Below are 20,386 nucleotides of genomic sequence, written 5' to 3' on the forward strand. Positions count from 1 at the left end.
GGGTTGACCCGCCTCAGCGCCTTCGCTTACCGCCCTTCATGTCCCACACCCTCACCGTCGTCCAGTGGCTGCTGCTGGCAGTGGCTGTGCAGCAGGTCGTGTTCTCCACGGCCTGGCTGGCGGTGGCCCGGCTCGCGGGGCTGGCGCGCCAGAGCGCCTACTACTGGGCCGCGTTCTGCGGACTGGGCGCGCTGTCCATTCTGCTGCTGGCTTTGCGCGGCAATGTGCCGCAAGTGCTGGGCTATCAGCTGGCGGATGTGCTGATCGTCATCTCGGCCACGGCGGCACGACGGGCCAGCGAACTGTTTTTCGACCGGCCGGGCCGATGGCCGGAGCACGCGCTGATCATCGGTCTGGCGATTCTGGGCATCGGGCTGACGGGCACGTCCGTGGCGCTGGAAGAGTGGCGCATTGCCATCGTCTGCCTGCTCATCGCCTGGATCGCGGCCCGCGGCGTCTGGGGCGTGCACGCCAGCATGGCGCAGGAATTCGGTCGCCCCGTCACGCTGTTGCTGCATGGCCCCACCCTGTTCATTGCGGCCACGCTGCTGTGGCGCGCGCTTGCCGTGTTCACCGGCAACGCCCAGGCGCTGGACTACCGCGAGGATGGTCTGCTCAACGAGTTGATCATTCTTTCGCTGCTGCTCGTCGCCTCGTTTCTCAGCCTGGTGTACGGCGGCATGCTGATGGCGCGGTTGGTACGCCGACTGCGCGATCTGGCGCTGAAAGACCCGCTCACCGGGCTGCTCAACCGGCGGGCCGCGCAACAGTTGCTGGAGCGAGAGTGGGCGTCCTACCGCCACAAAGACCTGCCGTTCTGCGTGCTGATGATCGACATCGATTATTTCAAGCGCATCAACGACGAATACGGCCACGCCGTGGGCGACCGGGTGCTGACCGGCCTGGCCGCGCGGCTGCGTGAAGGCACGCGGCCGAGCGATCATGTGGCGCGCATGGGCGGCGAGGAGTTTCTGGTGTTTCTGCCGCAAACCGAACTGCCTTCGGCGCAGGCCGCCGCCGAGCGGCTGCGCCAGCACACGGCGGCGTGGGTTCTGCAGCCGGAAGAGCTGTCGATTACCGTCAGCATCGGCGTGGCACAGGCCGCGGCAGAAGACAGCGCTTTCGATGATCTGCTGATTCGCGCCGACCGCGCGCTGTACGCAGCCAAGTCGGCCGGGCGCAACCGCGTGCATCTGGCCGAACCCTTCGTGGACGAAGTCACCAGCCTCGCGACGGCTTAGAGCCTGTTCACGCCATTTGTGCACGGCCCAGCGGACATGCCCTCACAGCGAGCGAGTGGATTTGGCGCCGCCCCGCAAAGCGCCAGCACGCGGGTCTAGCATTTGACTTCGACCAAGACATTGCCCAAGCGCTGCTTTACGCCTTCGCCCATCCGCCGCAGGTCAATCCGCAGGAGCTGCTGATCCTGCCCACCAAACAGGTTCCGCCATGAGTGCTGTGCTCGACCCCGCTGCCCCCACGTTACTGCGCGCCGACTTTTCCCGCGCTGAAGTGGTGGACACTACCGCCCTGCCCTGGGTGGATTCGCCGGCGGTCGGCGTGCAGCGCAAATTGATCGAGCGTGACGGCGGTGAAGCCGCGCGCGCCACCTCGCTGGTGCGCTACGCGCCGGGCGCGCGTTTTGCCGCACACCTGCACCCGCTGGGCGAAGAAATTCTGGTGCTGCAAGGCACATTCGCCGATGAACACGGCGTCTACCCGGCGGGCACTTATCTGAAAAACCCTCCCGGTTCGCGCCACGCGCCGTTCACCGAACAGGGCTGCACCCTGCTGGTCAAGTTGCGCCACATGCAACCCGACGATGGTGAGCGTGTGGTGATCGACACGCATCAAGCGCCCTGGCTGCCCGGTCTGGTGCACGGGCTGAGCGTCAAGCCTCTGTCCGACTTTGCGGGCGAGCATGCCGCGCTGGTGCAGTGGGCGCCCGGCACCGTGTTCACCCCGCACCGGCACTGGGGCGGAGAAGAAATCTATGTGATCGAAGGCGTGTTCGAAGACGAGCACGGCCAGTATCCGGCAGGCACCTGGATGCGCAGCCCGCACCTGAGCCAGCATGCCCCGTTCAGCCGGTCTGGCTGCACCATTTTCGTGAAAGTGGGCCACCTGCCAGAACAGGGCTGACACCGCCCGGTCGCGCGGCTTGTTGCATACTTGCAGGCATGACCGCTCATCGCCATCACCATCACCATCAGGAAGCCTCTCTCAAGGAAACGCAGGGCCGCCCCAAGTTTCCTTGCCCCCCACGGGGGGCGGGCTGGGTGCAGCCCAGCCCTGGGGGCGCTCAGGAAGCCTTGTCGCATGCCGAAGCCCTGTGCACCGCCCGGGGCGTGCGCCTCACCCCCCTGCGGCGTCGGGTGCTGGAGTTGGTGCAATCGCGCACCGAAGCGGTCAAGGCCTATGACTTGCTCGCGCAGTTGTCCACCGAGGATCACGCGGCCAAGCCGCCCACGGTGTATCGCGCCCTCGATTTCCTGCTGGAGCAGGGGCTGATTCACCGCGTCGACAGCCTGAACGCCTTTGTCGGCTGCAACCACCCCGAAACGCCACACGCCGCGCACTTGCTGCTGTGCGCCCGCTGCGGCCGGGTGGAAGAACTGCACAGCGACGCGGTGGACGCCGTCATTGCCAAGGCCGTGGCGGCCACCGGTTTTGTCGCCCGCCATGCCCGGCTGGAAGTGCAAGGGCTGTGCGCGGCCTGCGCGGCATCGGCCACAGCCGACTGACCGACTTCAGCCCGCAGGCTTGAGGGTGTAAAGCCGCGCCAGCGTCAAACCGAGGCCGAGCAGCGCGCCCAGCGTGAGCCAAAGGCGCAGTTGCAAAAACCACGACGGCCACGGAAGCTGCTTGCGCAACATCACATCGGCCGCATAAGCAATGGCCAAGCCGATGAACAGACCGGTCATGCCGTATACCCAGTTCGACGCCCAGGTCATGCGCCAGGCCCACAGCGGCAGCACCACGCCCCAGCCCAGCAGCAGCCAGGGGCGTTGCGCCTGACCTTCGGGAAGCACCAGCGCCGCGCCCCAATACAGCGCGCCGAGAAACGCCAGAATGGCCGCAGCGTATTGCGCCTGAATCACCACCACGGCGGTCAGCGAGGTCTCGGGCGCAATCCACGCGGCAAGGCCCAGAGCGATGAACGGAATGAGCCCAGCCAGGCCCAGCGCATAGGCGGGAAATTTCATCAGGCAATCTCCAGAACGAATGGGTTTTGAACCCGGATTGTCGCCGCCGCAGACCCGCTTCGTGGTGCGCTGGCGCAAAAAGTCCGCTTAGATGCCAGCCGCATGCGCCTGCTGATCGGCGTGGTACGAGGAGCGAACCAGCGCCCCCACGGCCGCGTGGGTGAAGCCCATCGCCTTCGCTTCGCGCTCGAACATCGCGAAGGTGTCGGGGTGCACATAGCGCGCCACGGGCAGGTGGTGCCCGGTGGGCGCGAGATACTGGCCGATGGTGAGCATGTCGATGCCGTGCGCGCGCATGTCGCGCATCACGTCGAGGATCTCCTCATCGGTTTCGCCCAGGCCCACCATCAGCCCGCTCTTGGTGGGAATGCCGGGATACCGCGTCTTGAAATCCGCCAGCAGCTTGAGCGAGTGGGCGTAATCGGCGCCGGGACGGGCCTGTTTGTAGAGGCGCGGCACGGTCTCCAAGTTGTGATTCATCACGTCGGGCAGGCCGGCGGCGAACAGATCGAGCGCCTTGTCGAGACGGCCGCGGAAATCGGGAACGAGCACTTCGATCTGCGTGGTGGGCGATAGCGCACGCGTAGTGTGGATGCAGTCGACGAAGTGTTGCGCGCCGCCGTCGCGCAGGTCATCACGGTCCACGCTGGTGATGACCACATAGCGCAGCCGCATGGCCGCAATAGCCCGCGCCAGATTGCCAGGCTCTTCAGAGTCAAGCGGGTCGGGGCGGCCGTGGCCGACGTCGCAGAAGGGGCAACGGCGGGTGCATTTGTCACCCATGATCATGAAGGTGGCGGTGCCCTTGCCGAAACATTCGCCGATGTTGGGGCAACTGGCCTCTTCGCAAACAGTCACCAGCTTGTGCTCGCGCAACAGCCCTTTGATGGCGTAGAACTGCGACGAGGGCGCCGCGGCCTTGACGCGAATCCAGTCGGGCTTGCGCAGCGGCGCGTCGCCCGCGGGCACGATCTTGATGGGAATGCGGGCGGTCTTGGCCTGGCCTTTTTGTTTGATCGTGGGGTCGGCAAGCGGTGGGGTGGGCGAGGTCATGGGTGAAAGGCAAGATGCGAAAAACGCTCAAGCGTTCATGGTAGGCCCGCCGTCCTGCGTCTGCCAGAGCAGGCCGAATTCCTCGGCGAAGGCATGCGCCACCTGTTCCACGCCGGTGTGCACGCCCAGACTGGCCATGTCGAGGGTGCGCAGTCCGGGAAAACCGCAGGGGTTGATCCAGCCGAACGGCTTCAGATCCATCGCCACATTGATGGCGACGCCGTGATAAGTGCAGCCGTTGCGCACTTTGAGCCCGAGCGCCGAGATCTTCTCGCTAGACGCGAGGTAGATGCCCGGCGCACCGGGGTGGCGCACCCCTTGGATGCCCCAACGCGCCAGGGTGCGGATCACCGCCTCCTCGATGCGCTGCACGGTTTCGCGCACCATCCAGTGGCGGCGGCGAATGTCGAGCAGCAGATAGATCACCGCCTGTCCGGGGCCGTGATAGGTGATCTGCCCGCCGCGGTCAGTCTGCACGACCGGCACATCGTGCGCATCGAGCAGATGCTCCGGGCGGCCCGCCTGGCCCTGAGTGAACACGGGCGGGTGCTCCACGCCCCAGAGCTGGTCGGGCGTCGCCGCGTCGCGCGTATCGGTCAGCGCACGCATGGCTTCCCAGGTCGGCAGATAGTCCTGTCGACCCAGCCATTGCCAATTCAAAACGTGCACGGCGGTGGGGTCTGAGAGGTTGGAGTTCATGCTAAGGTTGCGCTCAGTTGTGGCATCCACACTATAAAAACAGCAGGGAGACAGCCCAAGACCGGCCCTGAACCGGCGTCAAATCGTTCGTTCGTCTTGGCTATTTGCTCGGCGCCCTGTACGTTGGCGCCCTGCGCCGTTGCCATCGATTGCACGATTTGGGTCAAACCTCAGGAATTGTCCTGTATCCGCATGAGCACCACTCCCCCCAGCCCTGTCAGCCGTGTGCGCGCAGGGCAGCAAATTCGCACTTTCCTGCGCGCCTGGGCCCGCGACCCCATGGGCGTGGCCGCTGTGCTGCCTTCGGGGCGGCAGCTCAGCCAGAAAATGCTCAAACCGCTTTCGCTGCTGCCCGAAAGCGATCCGGCCCAGCAGCGGGTGATTGAACTCGGCGCGGGCACGGGCGCCTTCACCCGCGCGCTCATCGATCACGGTTTGCACTGCGCCAATCTGCTGGTGGTCGAGCGCGACGCCTCGCTGCACGGTCTGCTGCGGCAGCGATTTCCTGAGCTGCAACTGATCCAGGCCGATGCCTGCGCGCTGCGAACCGCGGCACAGGCTTCGGGCTACCTGCTGGGCGGCCCGGCGGACGCGGTGATCAGCGGGCTGGGCCTGCTTTCCATGCCCCGCGCCACGCAGCGCTCCATTCTGAACGAGGCGTTTTCCGTGCTGCGGCCCGGCGGTTGCTTTGTGCAGTTCACCTATGGCCATGCCAGCCCGGTTTCACGCGCCTTGCGCGAAGAACTGGGGCTGCAGGTGCAGCGCGCCGGGCTGGCCTGGCGCAACGCGCCGCCGGCCTCGGTTTTCGTTTATCAACGCGCTTTTACAGCCGCACACACCTTCAGCCCGCCGGACGCGACACAATAAGTTCCCCGCGATTTCAGGACGCTTGCCGTGGCTGGATTTTTCGTCTCCGTCATCATCTATCCCTTTGCCGTTTATGGCCTGCGCCGGTTTTTCACCGAGCGCCTGGGGATGGAAAACAACATCGGATTTCTAGTGTTTCTGCTCGCCAGCGTGGTGAGCTGGCTGGCAGCGGAAGCCGTGGGGCGGCTTTGATTCAATCCGGCGCCGTCGGATCGGCCAACTGGCTAGCCGAAAACCCCGACTTCGGCCCCAGCATCTGCGCGCGAATGGCCGGGTGCATGGCGCTGACCAGGCGCGACATCGACGTGAGCTTGTTCGAGGTGTCGCGCAGATGCTCGGCCAGACGGCTGGCAATGCCCAGAGCGAGACGCGCCGCCGTTGCGGGATGCTCGACCAGCAGCCGCTCCAGGGCCTCGCGGCTGAGTTCGGCCAGAGCCACATCGGAATAGGCCACGCAACTCGCGCTGCGCGGCGCATCGAGCAAGACGCCCATTTCCCCGAACATCTGCCCGGCCTTGGCGATGGAAACCACCAGACTGTCGCCCTGGTGCTGCGGCGCTTTTTCCACACTCACCTCGCCATACAGCAGCATGAGAATGGTGCCGTCGTGCGTGTCGTCATCCTGCTGGATGAAGCGCGTGCCCGCCTGCATCCAGCGCACCTGCATCTGGTTGGCGATGAGCACGGCGTCTTCTGCGGTCAGCCGGTGGCCGGGCTGGCGCAGCAGCAACTGCGCAATGCGCGGCGCCCAGGTAGCGTGGACGGACTGTTGTGAAGGACGGCGATCGGGCATGGCGATGGATGGGGTTACGAATGCATGGTAGGCCCGATGCGCCTCATTCATGTTGATATTTACAATACTCTGCTCCAAGGAGCGTTGCAGCGCCTGCCACGAAGTGTGCGACAGGTGTCAGGCTTGGGGTCTCAACGGCGCTCATCCCTTCATCACCCGCGCGGTGACAAAGGCTGACAACTGATCGAGATCCCATGTCCCAAGACGCAACCGCCCCCGCCCTGCCCCCGCTGCAACTCTCCGGCCTCGAGCCGCTCATCGTCGGCCCCGGCTCGCTGTTCGTCAACATCGGCGAGCGCACCAATGTGACGGGCTCCAAAGCCTTCGCCCGCATGGTCCTCGCCGGGGAGTACGACAAGGCGCTGGCCGTGGCACGGCAGCAGGTGGAAAACGGCGCGCAGATCATCGATGTCAATATGGACGAAGCCATGCTCGACAGCAAGGCGGCGATGGTGCGCTTTCTCAACCTCATGGCCTCCGAGCCGGACATCGCCCGCGTGCCGGTGATGATCGACAGCTCCAAGTGGAGTGTGATCGAGGCCGGGCTGCGCTGCGTGCAGGGCAAGGCGGTGGTGAACTCCATCTCCATGAAGGAAGGCGAGGCCGAGTTCATTCGCCAGGCGCGCCTGCTACGCCGCTATGGCGCGGCCACCGTGGTCATGGCGTTCGACGAGCAGGGGCAGGCGGACACCTTCGAGCGCAAGACGCAGATCTGCGAGCGCGCCTATCGCCTGTTGGTCGATCAGGTGGGGTTTCCGCCGGAAGACATCATCTTCGATCCGAACATCTTCGCCATCGCCACCGGCATCGAGGAGCACAACAACTACGCGGTCGATTTCATCAACGCCACACGCTGGATCAAGCAAAACCTGCCCGGCGCGAAGGTGTCGGGCGGCGTGTCCAACGTGAGTTTCAGCTTCCGCGGCAACGAGCCGGTGCGCGAGGCCATCCACACCGTGTTCCTGTATCACGCCATTCAGGCCGGGATGGATATGGGCATCGTCAACGCCGGGCAAATGGGCGTGTACGACGACCTCGACCCCGAGTTGCGCGAGCGCGTGGAAGACGTGGTGCTCAACCGCCGCCCAGACGCCACCGAACGCCTGCTCGAAGTGGCCGAATCCGCGAAAGGTGCAGCCAAGGACGATACCGCCCTGCTGGCCTGGCGCGAGCTGCCGGTGCGCCAGCGCCTGAGCCACGCGCTGGTGCATGGCATCACCGACTTCATCGTCGACGATACGGAAGAGGTCTGGCAGACCATCCGCGCCGACGGCGGGCGGCCGTTGCACGTCATCGAAGGTCCGCTGATGGACGGCATGAATGTGGTGGGCGATCTGTTCGGCGCGGGCAAGATGTTCCTGCCGCAAGTGGTGAAAAGCGCACGGGTAATGAAGCAGGCCGTGGCCCATCTGCTGCCCTATATCGAAGCCGAGAAGCTGGAAATGCAGGCCGCCGGTTGCGATGTGCGCGCCAAGGGCAAGATCGTGATCGCCACAGTGAAGGGCGACGTGCACGACATCGGCAAGAACATCGTCACCGTGGTGCTCCAGTGCAACAACTTCGAAGTGGTGAATATGGGCGTGATGGTGCCCGCCAAGGACATTCTGGCCAAGGCGCGTGAAGAAGGCGCGGACCTCATCGGACTGTCCGGCCTCATCACCCCCAGCCTCGAGGAGATGCAGCATGTGGCCGCCGAAATGCAGCGCGACGATTACTTCCGCAGCCGCAAGATGCCTCTGCTCATCGGCGGCGCCACCACCAGCCGGGTGCACACCGCGGTGAAAATCTCCCCGCATTACGAAGGGCCGGTGGTCTATGTGCCCGACGCCTCGCGCAGCGTGGGCGTGGCGCAGAACCTGCTTTCAGATCAGGCGGCGGCCTATATCGCCGAAGTCGAGGCAGACTACGAAAAGGTGCGCATTCTGCATGCCAACAAGCGCGTGACGCCCTTGGTGCCGCTGGCCGCCGCCCGCGCCAACAAAACCAAAATCGACTGGTCGGGCTACACCCCTCCGGCGCCCAAGTTCATCGGCCGCCGCGTGTTCCGCAACTACGACCTGTCCGAGATCGCTGCCCGCATCGACTGGGCGCCGTTCTTCCAGACCTGGGATCTGGCGGGCAAGTTTCCCGACATCCTCACCGACGACATCGTGGGCGAATCCGCCCGCCGGGTGTACAGCGACGCGCAACGCATGCTCAAGCGGTTGATCGAAGGCCGCTGGCTCACCGCCCATGCCGTCATCGGGTTATGGCCGGCCAACAGTGTGAACGATGACGACATCGCGCTCTATACCGACGAGAGCCGCAGCACCGAGCTGATGGTGTGGCATGGCCTGCGCCAGCAGACCGAGCGCCCGGTGGTGGACGGCGTGCCCCGACCGAACCGCGCGCTGGCCGACTTCATCGCGCCCAGGGGCGTCGCGGCGGACTACATCGGCGTGTTCGCCGTGACCGCGGGGCTGGGCGTGGAGGCGAAGGAAAAAGCCTTCCTCGCCGACCTCGACGACTATTCCGCCATCATGCTCAAGTCGCTGGCCGACCGCTTGGCCGAGGCATTGGCCGAGCGCATGCACCAGCGCGTGCGCACCGAGTTCTGGGCGTATGCGCCGGAAGAATCGCTGAGCAACGCCGAGTTGATCGCCGAGAAGTACCAAGGCATCCGCCCGGCACCGGGTTATCCCGCCTGCCCTGAACACTCGGTGAAAGGGGAGATGTTCACCGCGCTGCAAGCGCAGGACATCGGCATGTCGCTAACTGAGAGCTGGGCCATGTTGCCCGCGGCCAGCGTGAGCGGCTTTTATCTTGCCCACCCGGAAGCGCAATACTTCAACGTCGGCGCGGTGGGTGACGACCAGAAGGCCGATTGGGAACGTAGAGCCGGTCGGCCGTTGGAGTCGGTGGCGATTCAGGCGTTGGCACCAGCCAAGGCCTGAATCAAGTCGTTGCGTCGATCTGTTGCGTCGAGTTGCTGCAGCTCAGTCCAGCAACTCTTTGGGCACGTTGCCGCCGTTTTCGGCCAGCTTTTGCAGCACGGTCTTGTGCAGCCACATATTCATCTGCGCCGAATCCGCCATCTTGTCGGCCGGGCAGCCGAGTTCCGTAGCCAGCTCCTTGCGCTGCGCCAGGCTGCTGTCCATGCCGAGCAGTTTCATCAGATCGACGATGGAGACTTTCCAGTTCAATTTTTCCGGATTGAGCGCGGCGAGTCCGTCGAGCTTGGCGACCACGTCAACCTCGGTCATCGTGGGCACAGGCGCTGCCGCAGCCAAGGCGGCGGAAGCGGCATCTGCGGGCTGGGCACTGGCGGCCGCAACTTGCGTGGGGGCTACAGGAGCCGTAGTGGGCGCCGCGCTTTCTGCTTCACCAAAACCCAGTTTCGCCAGAATGTTCTTGAACAGACTCATGGTTGTTACTCCAGTAGTTTCAACGGAGAGAACATCCTATCGGCTCAGGATGACAATCCCGCCCTTGCCCGCGCCCTTTCCTGACTTGCGCCGGGATTTTTTACAAATCGGCGTGCTGGGCCCCGCCCCTGATGACGGACAGACCGAAAGAAAAAAGCCGGCTCGAAGCCGGCTTTTTCAATGGCGCCGATCAGTGCACCGTGGAGGCGCCGCCGCCAGGCGGGTGCGCCAGCGGGTCTTGGGCTTCGGCGTCGCGTAGTGCCTGGGCGCGCGCCTCGTGACTGTGATCGGCGCCGAGCAGCATGTACATCGCAGGCACGACGAACAGGGTGAACAGGGTGCCGATGGACAAGCCGGTGGCGATGACCAGACCCATATTGAAACGACTGACCGCGCCCGCTCCGCTGGCGAAGATCAGCGGCATGACGCCCAGCACCATGGCGGCGGTGGTCATCAGAATCGGGCGCAGACGCATGCCTGCGGCGTGTTCGATGGCTTCGCGTTTACTTCGGCCTTCACGCTGCAGGTTGTTGGCGAACTCGACGATGAGAATGCCGTGCTTGGAGATCAAGCCGATCAGCGTCACCAGCCCGACCTCGGTGTAGATATTGAGGGTGGCGTGGCCGATGCCCAGGTTGATGAACAGCAGCGCGCCCGAGATCGCCATGGGCACCGACACCAGAATGATGACCGGATCGCGGAAGCTCTCGAACTGTGCCGACAGCGCCAGGAAGATGATGATCATGGCAAAACCGAAGGTCAGCACCAGGCCGCCGGTCTCCTGCTCGAACTGGCGCGACGGCCCGGCGAAGTCGTAGCTGTAGCCGACCGGCAGGGTGCGCTTGGCCAAGGCCACCAGATCGTCCAGCGCCTCGCCCTGGGCGATGGTGGGCAGCGAAACGCCCTGAATGGTCGCCGAGTTGAGCTGCTGGAAGTGGTTGATGGTCTCGGGCTGCACGCTTGAGGTCAGGTGCACCACGGTGGACAGCGGCACCATCGCCCCGCTTGCCGTGCGGATGTAGTAGTGCTGCAGCTGGCTGGCATTGAGGCGGTACTTCTGCTCGACCTGCGGAATGACCTTGTAGGAGCGGCCGTCGAGCTCGAAAAAGTTGACGTAACCGCCGCCGAGCATGGCCGACATCGCCGAGCCGATGTCCTGCATGGTCAGGCCGAGTTGCGCGGCCATGTTGCGGTCGATGTGAATGCGGGTCTGCGGCAGGTCGATACGCAGGTCAGACTGCAGAAAGATGAACTTGCCGGATTTCAGCGCGTCTTGCAGGAATTTCTGCGACACGTCGTAGAGCTTGTCCGCCGGTTCGGTGGTGGTGATGACGAACTGGATGGGCAGGCCGCGCGAGCCCGGCAGCGGCGGCGGCTGGAACACGGCGATCTGGCTGCCTGCGATGTGACTGAGCTTTTGCTGCAGCTCGGGCTGCATCTGCGTGGCCGTGCGGGTGCGCTCATCCCAGGGCTTGAGCACCATGCCGGCGATCACCTGACTGGGCGTGTTGAGCTGGAACACATGGTCGGTCTCGGGGAAGGTCTTGAACACGTCATAGACCTGCTTGGCATAGAGCGCGCGCTGGTCGAGCGTGGCCGTCGGGCTGTTGAACGACACGGCAATGAGCACGCCCTGATCTTCCTGCGGCGCCAGCTCCGACATGGAGGTGGAGTAGAGGAAATAAATGGAGCCCAGAATGATGACCGCCATCACCGCCGTCACCGGCAGAAAGTTGAGCGAGCCGTGCAGGGTGCGCTCGTAGCGCTGGTGCAGCCGGTCGAAAGTGCGGTCGAGGAACAGCACCAGCCGGTCTTGCCAGCTATGGCTCTGCGGATCGGGCGCCTTGAGCAGCTTGGAGCACATCATGGGCGACAGCGTCAGCGCGATGATGGCCGAGATCACCACGGTGCCCACCAGGGTGAAGGCGAACTCGGTGAACAGCGCGCCGGTGAGGCCGCCCATGAAACCGATGGGCACATACACTGCCACGAGCACGATGGTCATGGCGATGATGGGGTTGGCCAGTTCACGCGCGGCCCGCACGGCGGCGTCATGCCGCGACATGCCTTCTTCGAGGTGGCGGCTGATGTTCTCGACCACGATGATGGCGTCGTCCACCACCAGTCCGATGGCCAGCACGATGGATAGCAGGGTGAGCAGGTTGATCGAGTAGCCCAGCGCCAGCATGATGGTGAAGGTGCCCACGATCGACAGCGGGATGGCCACCAGCGGAATGATGACCGAGCGCAGCGAACCGAGGAAGATGAACACCACGGCGGTGACGATGAGCACGGCTTCGATCAGCGTCTTGATCACCTCGTCGATGGAGGAGGTGACGAACTTGGTCGAGTCGTACACGATCTGCCCCTGCAAGCCGGAGGGCAATTGCTGCTGAATATCGGGGAAGACTTTGCGCACGCGGGCCACGACGTCGAGCAGGTTGGCGCCGGGCGCCACCTGAATGCCGACAAACACCGACGACTTGCCATCGAAGGCCACCGAGCTGTCGTAGTCGTCCGAGCCGAGGGTGACGTTGGCCACCTGATCGAGCCTCACCACCTGGCCGTCAACCGTCTTCACCACCATATTGCGGAAGCCGCTGAGCGACTTCAGATCGGTGTTGGCCGACACATTGATCTGCACCATCTGGCCCTTGGTGTTGCCCGTGGCCGAGAGATAGTTGTTGGCGGCCAGGGCCGAATACACATCGGCGGCGGTGAGGCCGTAGGCAGCGAGTTTGTTGGGGTCGAGCCAGGCGCGCAGGGCGAAATTCTTGGCGCCCAGAATCTCCGCCGTCTGCACGCCGTCGACCGACTGCAGCCTGGGCTGCACCGAGCGGGTGATGTAGTCGGTGATCTGATTGGGCTTGAGCACATCGCTGTAAAAGCCGATGTACATGGCGTCGATGGTCTGCCCGATGGAGACCGTGAGCACCGGCTTCTGCGCCGCGGCAGGCAACTGGTTGAGCACCGAGTTCACCTTGGTGTTGATCTCGGTGAGCGCCTTGTCGGGGTCGTAGTTCAGCCGCAGGTTGGCGGTGATGGTGCTGCTGCTCTGCACGCTGCTCGACGTCATGTAGTCGATGCCGTTGGCCTGCGCGATGGCGTTTTCCAGCGGCGTGGTGATGAAGCTGGCCACCAGATTGGCGTCGGCGCCGGGGTAGGTGGTGGTGACGGTGACCACGGCGTTCTGCGTGTACGGATATTGCAGCACCGGCAGCAGGCCGACCGAGCGCAGGCCCAGCACCAGGATCACCAGACTGACCACGACGGCCAGTACCGGACGATCAATGAAGATGTCTGTGAATTTCTTGTTCATCGCGCTCTAGCCGATTCAGGAATTGGGCACTTGCGGGTTGGGGTTGTCGGACGGCTGCACGCTGTTGTTGATGAGCACCGGGACGCCATTGCGCAGCTTGAGCTGCCCGGCGGTCACCACGGTTTCACCGGCCTTCAGCCCGCTGAGCACGGCCACCTGATCTCCGCGCGTCAGGCCGGTGGTGATAAAGCGCTGTTCGGCCACCAGCTTGGGTTTGCCGTCGGCGCCCTTGCCTTCGTCCTTGACCAGATAGACCGTCGCGCCATACGGGTTGTAGGCCACGGCCGCATTGGGCAGGGTGATGTAGTTGTGCGGCGCGCCATCGGTCAGTCGTATCGTGGCGAACACGCCGGGCAGCAGCTCGCCCTTGGGGTTGGGAATGCGGGCGCGCACCGTGAGGTTGCGCGTGGCCGTGTTGATCTGCGGCTCGACCGCAATGACTTTGGCTTCAAAGGTTTTGCCTGCCGCCGCGTTGGTGGTGAGCTCCGCTTTCATGCCCACATGCACCAGATCAATCTGGTTCTGCGGCACAGTGAAGTCGATGTCCATCGGATCGAGCGCCTGCAGCGTGACCACCGCCGTACCCGGCGCCAGATATTGGCCGAGGTTGACCTGCCGAATGCCCAGCACGCCCGAGAACGGCGCGGTGACAGTGGCCTGCGCCAGCACCGCCTTTTGCGCATTGATCTGCTCGGCCAGCGCCTTGAGTTGGGCCTGCACGCTGGTCACATTGGCACGGTCGGTGTCAACCACGGCCTGGCTGATGGCCTGCACCTTGAGCTGCGCTTCATCTCGCTTGAGCGTGATTTGCGCCAGATTGAGCTGAGCCTGCAACTGCCCGACCTGCGCCTGCAGTTGCGCGAGTTGGGCGCGCTGCGGGGCGTCGCTGATCTGCGCCAGCACTTGGCCCGCGCGCACTTTCTCGCCAGAGCGGAAATGAATCGCGGTGACCACCCCCGCGATCTGCGGGCTGAGCGAGGCTTGCTGGCTGGCGCGCAGATTACCGAGCGCTTCAACCGTGGGCTGCCACGATGACTCCTGCGCCACGATGGTCGAAACCGTCTGCGGCGGGTTGGACATGCCCTTGATCGCCTTGGCAATCATGGTGCCCTTGAAGTGCTGGAACCACACCATCCCCCCAATCAGGACGGCGGCGATGATGAGCATGATGATCATGCGCTTGGTGGTGCCTTTGGTCATCTGTGAACTCCGTGTACTGGCTTTTGTAGGGGGACTGATCGGGAATACCGAGGGAATATTGAAGGCTTACTTGCTGGCCGACGCGGTGGCGACGGGCGCGCTCTGCTCACCCAGCACACCGCCGCCCATGGCTTGATAGAGCGCCGCGCTGTCGGCCAGGCGCTGCGCCTGCGCCGAAATCAGGCCGATGCGGGTTTGCTGCGCCTGCTGCTGCGCGGTGAGCAACTGCAGATAACTGGCGGCGCCCAGCAGGTATTGCTGATCGACGAGCTTGAGCGACTCTTGCGCTGCCGCATCGGCTGCGGCCTGCGCCTGCAGCGTCTGCGCGTCGTTGTCGAGCGCGCGCAAGGCATCGGCCACATTGCGCAGGGCCTGCAGCACGGTTTGCTGATAGTTGGCTCCGGCCGCTTGCAGGCTGGCCTCAGCGGCGTTTGCACCGGCCTTCAAACCGGCGTTGAACAGGGGTTGAGCCAGACTGCCGGCCAGCGACCAAACGGCTGAACCCGGGCCGAACAAGGCGCCCATCGTGAGCGCCTGCGTGCCCAGACTGGCGCTGAGATTGATCTGCGGATAAAGGTTGGAAATCGCCACGCCGTACTGCGCCGTGGCCGCGTGCAACAACGCCTGACTGGCCTGGATGTCCGGGCGCTGCTGCACCAGCGCGGACGGCACGACGACGGGCAGCGTTTGCGGCAAGCTGAAGTCGGCCAGGGTGAACCGGGGAATATCGGCCGCGCCCGGCGCCTGACCGAGCAACACGGCCAGCAGATGATCGGTCTGCTCTAGCTTGTTGCGCAGCGGCGGGATGCTGGCGCGCGTCTGCTCCACCTGAGTTTGCAGCGTCAGCACATCGGTACGGGCCGCAGCGCCGAGGGCGAAGCGTTTGCGGGCGATGTCGAGCTGGTTTTGCTGCGCCTTGAGGATGGCTTCGGTGGCGTCGATCTGCGCCCCAAGCTGCGCCTGGGTGAACGCCGCCGTAACCACATTGGCCGCCAGTGTCAGCCGGGCGCCGTCGAGTTGGTACTGCTGATAGTGGGCCTGCGCGGCCAGGGCTTCGAGCGCGCGGCGGTTGCCGCCGAACAGGTCGAAGTTGTAGCCAACGGCGATGCTCGCGTTGTAGAGGTTGTAGGTGGTGGTGCGGTCGCCTGACTGCCCCGAACTCGCTGCATTCGCCTGATTACGGCTGGCGCCCAGTTTGGCGTTGACCGTGGGATAGAGCGTGGAGCCGGCCTGCGCTTGGTAAGTCTGCTGCGCCTGGCGCAGGGTGGCTTCGGCGGCGGCCAGCGTCGGGCTGCTGCGCTGCGCCGCGTCCACCAAGCCATCGAGGCGAGACGAGCCGTAGGCCCGCCACCAGTCGGGCGCGATGCGCTCGACCGTCTGGAAGCGCTGCGCCCCACCCAGCGTGCCGGGGGCCGATGCGGTCTGCGCGGGCAAGGCCTCGCGGGTGTACTGCTGAACCGAGGGCGCCTTGGGCGTATGGAAATCGGGGCCGACCGTCGTGCAGCCGCCAAGCAGGGCGGCGCCAAGGGCAATCCATAAAACGCGAGGGGTCGCGGGCAAATTCTGCATAAGGCGGTCCGGAGAGGCGGAAGGCAATGGGGGAGACGAACCAGACGATTTTCACCGCGCTATGCGCCTGTGAGCAGGGTGCTGGCGGATCAAAGGTCGGCTGATTCTAGGAGGCACTAGCGATTTCTGCCGGGTGCGCTCCCCCGATTGCACGGGACGAACGAGATGGATGCTAGAGGAGGACGATATGGCCGGGTTGCTTTACTATGCCAATGAATATCGCAAACACGCCACGAATACGCCAATATGCCCCACCACACCGCGCCTACGTCAACGTCAACTGAATGCGAATGCAGCGAGGCCGAGTTGCTCGCCCGCATCAATCACCTGGGCGGCGCCGAGCTGATCGCGGTGAATGTGCGCAATCAGCTCGCGATGGACCCGGAGACCCATTGCCACGCCCGCGGCACGCTGTTTCTGCTCACCGAGGGTCTGGTCATCGTGGAAACCGCGCAGGGCCGCCAGCTTTCCCCCTCGCAAACCATCGGCTGGATGCCGCCCGGCGTGGAGCACGCGGTGCTGTCTTACGGGCCGACCGCGGGTTTCGGCGCCTTTCTCACGCCGCAGCTCTGCGGCGACCTGCCGGCCGAACCGACGAGCTACCCGGTGAACCCGCTGGTGGCGCTGGTGCTGCAAAAGGCACTGAGCTGGCCGCACGACACCCCGCTCGATCTCACCCGCATGCGTCTGCTGCTGGTGCTGCTCGATGAGTTACGCCAGTCGCCCGCCCGTCCGCTGCAACTGCCCTGGCCGCAGGACGCCCGGCTGCTGAGCATCGCCCGCGCCCTGCTCGACAATATCGCCAGCGCGCGCACCCTGGAGCAGTGGGCGCGCTGGGCCGACATCAGCGCCCGCTCGCTGAGCCGGAAATTCGTGCTGGAAACCGGCATGAGCTTCGCCCAATGGCGGCAATGGGCGCGGCTGACCCAGGCGCTGGAATGGCTGGCCACCGGCCGGGCGGTGAAGGATGTGGCGCTGTCGCTGGGGTATGACAGCGTGAGCGCCTTCATCAAGACCTTCCGCCAGGCGCTGGGCACCACGCCATCGGCCTACTTCCAGACGCAGCAGCGCAAGCAGGCAGCCTTAAATCCTCGCGTCGCTGCAGATCAAGAGGCATAAGCTTCAAACGATTCGATCCTTGGATTTGCGCCAAATGCCCATTAGGCTTTGACCCATATCGACCGGAGACCTTCCCATGAAATTCGAAACCCTGGCCGTCCACGCCGGCTACAGCCCCGATCCCGTGACCCGTTCGGTCGCCGTACCCATTTACCAGACCGTGTCGTACGCCTTCGACGACACCCAGCACGGCGCCGATCTGTTCGACCTGAAGGTCGCGGGCAATATCTACACCCGCATCATGAACCCAACCAACGACGTGCTGGAAAAGCGCGTCGCGGCACTCGAAGGCGGCGTGGCGGCGCTGGCGGTGGCTTCGGGCATGGCCGCCATCACCGCGGCGATTCAAACCCTGGCCGAGGCGGGCGACAACATCGTCTCCAGCAGCCGTTTGTATGGCGGCACCTACAACCTGTTCGCCCACACCTTCCCCCGGCAGGGACTGGAGGTGCGCTTCGCCGACCCGCGCGACCCTGCCAGCTTTGCCCGGCTGATCGACGCCCGCACCCGCGCGGTGTTCTGCGAAACCATCGGCAATCCGCTGGGCAACGTGACCGACATCGGCGCGCTCGCCGCAGTGGCGCACGCCGCCGGCGTGCCGCTGATTGTGGACAACACCGTGCCCTCGCCCTACCTCTGCCGTCCGTTCGAGCATGGCGCCGACATCGTGGTGCACTCGCTGACCAAATACCTCGGCGGCCACGGCAACAGCGTGGGCGGGGCCATCGTCGACTCCGGCAAGTTCGACTGGGTCGCACATGCCGACCGCTTCAAGCTACTGGTCGAGCCCGACGTGAGCTATCACGGCGTGAGCTACACAGCGCAGTTCGGCGCCGCCGCGTTCATCGCCCGCGCCCGCGTGGTGCCGTTGCGCAATATGGGCGCGGCGCTGTCTCCGCTCAACGCCTTCCTCATTCTGCAAGGCATCGAAACCCTGCCGCTGCGCATGGACCGCATCTGCGCCAACTCGCTGCACATCGCCACGCACCTGCAAAAGCATCCGCGCGTCGCCTGGGTGCGCTACGCGGGGCTGGTCGACCATCCCGATCACGACGTCGCCCAGCGGTTGATGCACGGCCGCGCCTCGGGCATTTTGAGCTTCGGCCTCAAAGGCGGTCGCGAGGCTGGAGCGCGTTTTCAGGATGCGCTCAAGCTGTTCACCCGGCTGGTCAACATCGGCGACTGCAAGTCGCTGGCCTGCCATCCGGCCACGACCACGCATCGCCAGCTCAATGCGCAGGAACTGGAAGCAGCCGGGGTGAGCGAGGACATGGTGCGGCTGTCCATCGGCATCGAAAACCAGCACGACCTGATCGCCGACCTGGATCAGGCGCTGGGGGCCATCGGCCATTGAGCGCCCCCAGGGTCGGCTCGCCGACCTGCCCCCCGCGGGGGTCAAGAAAACTTGGGGCGGCCCGGCGTTTCCTTGATGCGCGGCGGGCGGCTGTCGTCAAACCGGCGTTCTGTTGCGTTAAACACGCACACATTTCATTGGATTCACGGGAGAGCAATATGTCATCCATTCCTCCGCAAGGCCCAGCCACGACGGGAAAAGGCGTCTGGATCGCGGTTTTCATCATGGGCGCTGTCATCGTGGCCTTGCTGGCCGCGGTGCTTTACAAGCTCAGCGATAGCTCGGGCAGTAAGCCCGAAGTCGCCGCAGCCTCTGCAGTCGCCGCGCCCATCCAACCACTGGCCGCCGCGTCGCAACCCGCCAGTGCGCCGCTGGCTCGCGCAGCTGCAGCCTCGGCCGCCACTCCCGTCATTGCGGCCGCGCCTGCGCCTGCACCCAAGCCTGCCGCCGAGGTGGCCCATGTGCCCGCGCCACAGCCCGTGGTCAAACAACCCGTAGCCGCCCCGAAACCCACCCCCGTGACGCAGCAGGCAGCCGCGCCGCAGACCTTCGCGCCCCAACAGTTTGCACCGCAAACCGCGCCCGTACCGGCCGCACCGCAGCAGCCCGTCTGCAATAACTGCGGCACCGTGACCGCGGTCACCCCGGTGCAGGTGCAGTCGCAGCAGACCAACCCGGTGGGCGTGATCGCCGGGGGACTCATCGGCGGCATCCTGGGCAATCAGGTCGGCGGCGGTGACGGACGCAAGCTGGCCACCGTGGCTGGCGCCATCGGCGGCGGCCTCGCGGGCAACGAAATTGCCAAACGGGTGGATGCGCAGACGGTCTACAACGTGCAAGTCCGCCTGGAGAACGGTCAGGTACAGACGCTTCAGCTCAAGGTCGCCCCTCCCGTGGGGCAGCGCGTGCAGATTGGCGCTGACGGCGGACTCAACCCGATTCAATAGAGTCTCCACGCTATTTATTAACGGCCAAACACCGCCTGTTTACGGGGGGTCGCCACACTGTTCGCGGATGATTGACGGGAAAGATAGAGCGTTACAAAATGGACTGAACTTTTTGCTTTTTTCCTGAACAGAACTGGTGCTACGTGGCTTGAGTTCATGCTCGATCCTGTGGCCCTCCAAGTTGCCCGGTAGTCTGCTCTACAGACTCTCCCCCCGATCCGGGCATTTCCAGCCAGGTGCGCAACGCACCTGGCTTTTTTTTGTCATGCCGCGGCGGCCAAGGCGCGGCGCAACTGCATGGCTTCGGCCAGATGAGGCAGGGCGATGTGCTCCGATCCGGCCAGATCGGCGATGGTGCGCGCCAGCCGCAGCACCCTATGCGCCGCGCGTGAAGACCACCCCAGCCGGGTGATCGCCTGGCTCAGAAACGCGCTGCCGGCGGCATCGAGGGCGCAGTGCTCATCCAGTTCAGCGCCCTGCAACTGGGCATTGAGCGCCCCTTGCCGCGCCTGTTGCCGATCAGCGGCAACAGCCACACGAGCGGCGATCTGCACGCTGGTTTCGCCTTGCGGCAGTTGCAACAGCGCGTCAGGCGCAATGGCACCGACTTCGACCTGAATGTCGATGCGGTCGAGCAAGGGGCCAGAGATACGCCCCTGATACCGCGACACCTGGTCGGGCGTGCAACGGCAGCCCTTGGTGGCATGCCCCAGATAGCCGCAGGGGCAGGGATTCATCGCCGCGATGAGCTGAAACCGCGCCGGAAACTCGGCCTGCCGCGCCGCGCGGGAAATATGAATGCGCCCGGTTTCCAGCGGCTCGCGCAGGCTCTCCAGCACGGCGCGATCGAACTCGG

18 protein-coding genes and 1 riboswitch are annotated in these 20,386 nt (G+C 64.8%); of the genes, 9 read left to right on the plus strand and 9 right to left on the minus strand.

The window, feature by feature from the left end:
• Window positions 1–38 precede the first annotated feature (38 nt).
• From AC2VLV_RS06160 to AC2VLV_RS06170, 3 genes are all read left to right on the plus strand, one after another.
• A complete protein-coding gene (locus AC2VLV_RS06160) occupies window positions 39–1,241 on the plus strand; it encodes a GGDEF domain-containing protein (RefSeq protein ID WP_486989134.1) in 1,203 nt (400 codons plus the stop codon).
• Between the two features lie 208 nt (window positions 1,242–1,449).
• Window positions 1,450–2,142, plus strand: a complete 693-nt coding sequence (locus tag AC2VLV_RS06165) for a cupin domain-containing protein (RefSeq protein WP_486989135.1) — start codon at window positions 1,450–1,452, stop codon at window positions 2,140–2,142.
• A 38-nt stretch (window positions 2,143–2,180) separates the two neighbouring features.
• Window positions 2,181–2,744 carry a transcriptional repressor gene (locus tag AC2VLV_RS06170; protein ID WP_486989136.1) on the plus strand — a complete coding sequence of 188 codons (564 nt, stop codon included), beginning with the start codon at window positions 2,181–2,183 and terminating at the stop codon, window positions 2,742–2,744.
• 6 nt (window positions 2,745–2,750) lie between these two features.
• Here AC2VLV_RS06170 and AC2VLV_RS06175 read toward each other — a convergent pair whose 3' ends face one another.
• The 3 genes from AC2VLV_RS06175 to lipB all read right to left on the minus strand — a co-directional run bounded on the left by AC2VLV_RS06175 (window position 2,751) and on the right by lipB (window position 4,958).
• A complete protein-coding gene (locus tag AC2VLV_RS06175) occupies window positions 2,751–3,206 on the minus strand; it encodes a DUF3429 domain-containing protein (RefSeq protein ID WP_276705875.1) in 456 nt (151 codons plus the stop codon).
• A gap of 87 nt (window positions 3,207–3,293) precedes the next feature.
• Window positions 3,294–4,259, minus strand: coding sequence for a lipoyl synthase (lipA, locus tag AC2VLV_RS06180; protein ID WP_486989137.1), 966 nt, complete (start codon window positions 4,257–4,259; stop codon window positions 3,294–3,296).
• 27 nt (window positions 4,260–4,286) lie between these two features.
• Window positions 4,287–4,958 (minus strand): lipoyl(octanoyl) transferase LipB, encoded by a 672-nt coding sequence (lipB, locus tag AC2VLV_RS06185; protein ID WP_486989138.1) that lies wholly within the window; start codon window positions 4,956–4,958, stop codon window positions 4,287–4,289.
• Window positions 4,959–5,150: 192 nt separating this feature from the next.
• Between lipB and AC2VLV_RS06190 the strand changes: the two genes are divergently transcribed.
• Together AC2VLV_RS06190 and AC2VLV_RS06195 are read left to right on the plus strand one after the other, a co-directional pair.
• Entirely contained in the window at window positions 5,151–5,825 is a 675-nt protein-coding gene (locus tag AC2VLV_RS06190; protein WP_486989139.1) for a class I SAM-dependent methyltransferase, read from the plus strand.
• Window positions 5,826–5,852: 27 nt separating this feature from the next.
• Entirely contained in the window at window positions 5,853–6,017 is a 165-nt protein-coding gene (locus AC2VLV_RS06195; protein WP_013107202.1) for a hypothetical protein, read from the plus strand.
• Window position 6,018: 1 nt separating this feature from the next.
• On the opposite strand, the gene AC2VLV_RS06200 is transcribed toward AC2VLV_RS06195, so the two are convergent.
• Complete coding sequence (locus AC2VLV_RS06200) at window positions 6,019–6,618, minus strand: Crp/Fnr family transcriptional regulator (protein ID WP_156053588.1); 600 nt, start codon at window positions 6,616–6,618, stop codon at window positions 6,019–6,021.
• A gap of 72 nt (window positions 6,619–6,690) precedes the next feature.
• Window positions 6,691–6,768: riboswitch (S-adenosyl-L-homocysteine riboswitch) on the plus strand.
• 44 nt (window positions 6,769–6,812) lie between these two features.
• Here AC2VLV_RS06200 and metH point away from each other — a divergent pair.
• A complete protein-coding gene (gene metH, locus AC2VLV_RS06205) occupies window positions 6,813–9,551 on the plus strand; it encodes a methionine synthase (protein WP_486989140.1) in 2,739 nt (912 codons plus the stop codon).
• A 42-nt stretch (window positions 9,552–9,593) separates the two neighbouring features.
• Here metH and AC2VLV_RS06210 read toward each other — a convergent pair whose 3' ends face one another.
• From AC2VLV_RS06210 to AC2VLV_RS06225, 4 genes are all read right to left on the minus strand, one after another.
• Window positions 9,594–10,022: a DUF3597 domain-containing protein gene (locus AC2VLV_RS06210; RefSeq protein WP_486989141.1), complete on the minus strand. Its 429-nt coding sequence runs from the start codon at window positions 10,020–10,022 to the stop codon at window positions 9,594–9,596.
• Between the two features lie 190 nt (window positions 10,023–10,212).
• Window positions 10,213–13,341: an efflux RND transporter permease subunit gene (locus AC2VLV_RS06215; RefSeq protein WP_486989142.1), complete on the minus strand. Its 3,129-nt coding sequence runs from the start codon at window positions 13,339–13,341 to the stop codon at window positions 10,213–10,215.
• Between the two features lie 15 nt (window positions 13,342–13,356).
• Entirely contained in the window at window positions 13,357–14,541 is a 1,185-nt protein-coding gene (locus tag AC2VLV_RS06220) for an efflux RND transporter periplasmic adaptor subunit (RefSeq protein ID WP_156053591.1), read from the minus strand.
• Between the two features lie 66 nt (window positions 14,542–14,607).
• Window positions 14,608–16,110: an efflux transporter outer membrane subunit gene (locus AC2VLV_RS06225; RefSeq protein ID WP_486989143.1), complete on the minus strand. Its 1,503-nt coding sequence runs from the start codon at window positions 16,108–16,110 to the stop codon at window positions 14,608–14,610.
• 246 nt (window positions 16,111–16,356) lie between these two features.
• On the opposite strand from AC2VLV_RS06225, the gene AC2VLV_RS06230 reads away from it, so the two are divergent.
• From AC2VLV_RS06230 to AC2VLV_RS06240, 3 genes are all read left to right on the plus strand, one after another.
• Window positions 16,357–17,229: an AraC family transcriptional regulator gene (locus AC2VLV_RS06230; protein ID WP_486989144.1), complete on the plus strand. Its 873-nt coding sequence runs from the start codon at window positions 16,357–16,359 to the stop codon at window positions 17,227–17,229.
• A gap of 76 nt (window positions 17,230–17,305) precedes the next feature.
• Window positions 17,306–18,583, plus strand: a complete 1,278-nt coding sequence (locus tag AC2VLV_RS06235) for an O-acetylhomoserine aminocarboxypropyltransferase/cysteine synthase family protein (protein ID WP_486989145.1) — start codon at window positions 17,306–17,308, stop codon at window positions 18,581–18,583.
• 158 nt (window positions 18,584–18,741) lie between these two features.
• Complete coding sequence (locus AC2VLV_RS06240; RefSeq protein ID WP_486989146.1) at window positions 18,742–19,530, plus strand: glycine zipper 2TM domain-containing protein; 789 nt, start codon at window positions 18,742–18,744, stop codon at window positions 19,528–19,530.
• A gap of 263 nt (window positions 19,531–19,793) precedes the next feature.
• Here AC2VLV_RS06240 and AC2VLV_RS06245 read toward each other — a convergent pair.
• The coding region (locus AC2VLV_RS06245; RefSeq protein ID WP_486989147.1) for an ATP-binding protein at window positions 19,794–20,386 on the minus strand (593 nt) is incomplete at its 5' end.

The organism is Thiomonas sp. TH-17, assembly GCF_057473305.1.

What these genes read in the sequence shown, in the direction of transcription:
- AC2VLV_RS06160 (WP_486989134.1), top strand. Translation starts at nt 39, where the DNA reads ATGTCCCACACCCTCACCGTCGTCCAGTGGCTGCTGCTGGCAGTGGCT.
- AC2VLV_RS06165 (WP_486989135.1), top strand. Translation starts at nt 1,450, where the DNA reads ATGAGTGCTGTGCTCGACCCCGCTGCCCCCACGTTACTGCGCGCCGAC.
- AC2VLV_RS06170 (WP_486989136.1), top strand. Translation starts at nt 2,181, where the DNA reads ATGACCGCTCATCGCCATCACCATCACCATCAGGAAGCCTCTCTCAAG.
- AC2VLV_RS06175 (WP_276705875.1), bottom strand. Translation starts at nt 3,206, where the DNA reads ATGAAATTTCCCGCCTATGCGCTGGGCCTGGCTGGGCTCATTCCGTTC.
- lipA (WP_486989137.1), bottom strand. Translation starts at nt 4,259, where the DNA reads ATGACCTCGCCCACCCCACCGCTTGCCGACCCCACGATCAAACAAAAA.
- lipB (WP_486989138.1), bottom strand. Translation starts at nt 4,958, where the DNA reads ATGAACTCCAACCTCTCAGACCCCACCGCCGTGCACGTTTTGAATTGG.
- AC2VLV_RS06190 (WP_486989139.1), top strand. Translation starts at nt 5,151, where the DNA reads ATGAGCACCACTCCCCCCAGCCCTGTCAGCCGTGTGCGCGCAGGGCAG.
- AC2VLV_RS06200 (WP_156053588.1), bottom strand. Translation starts at nt 6,618, where the DNA reads ATGCCCGATCGCCGTCCTTCACAACAGTCCGTCCACGCTACCTGGGCG.
- metH (WP_486989140.1), top strand. Translation starts at nt 6,813, where the DNA reads ATGTCCCAAGACGCAACCGCCCCCGCCCTGCCCCCGCTGCAACTCTCC.
- AC2VLV_RS06210 (WP_486989141.1), bottom strand. Translation starts at nt 10,022, where the DNA reads ATGAGTCTGTTCAAGAACATTCTGGCGAAACTGGGTTTTGGTGAAGCA.
- AC2VLV_RS06215 (WP_486989142.1), bottom strand. Translation starts at nt 13,341, where the DNA reads ATGAACAAGAAATTCACAGACATCTTCATTGATCGTCCGGTACTGGCC.
- AC2VLV_RS06220 (WP_156053591.1), bottom strand. Translation starts at nt 14,541, where the DNA reads ATGACCAAAGGCACCACCAAGCGCATGATCATCATGCTCATCATCGCC.
- AC2VLV_RS06225 (WP_486989143.1), bottom strand. Translation starts at nt 16,110, where the DNA reads ATGCAGAATTTGCCCGCGACCCCTCGCGTTTTATGGATTGCCCTTGGC.
- AC2VLV_RS06230 (WP_486989144.1), top strand. Translation starts at nt 16,357, where the DNA reads ATGCCCCACCACACCGCGCCTACGTCAACGTCAACTGAATGCGAATGC.
- AC2VLV_RS06235 (WP_486989145.1), top strand. Translation starts at nt 17,306, where the DNA reads ATGAAATTCGAAACCCTGGCCGTCCACGCCGGCTACAGCCCCGATCCC.
- AC2VLV_RS06240 (WP_486989146.1), top strand. Translation starts at nt 18,742, where the DNA reads ATGTCATCCATTCCTCCGCAAGGCCCAGCCACGACGGGAAAAGGCGTC.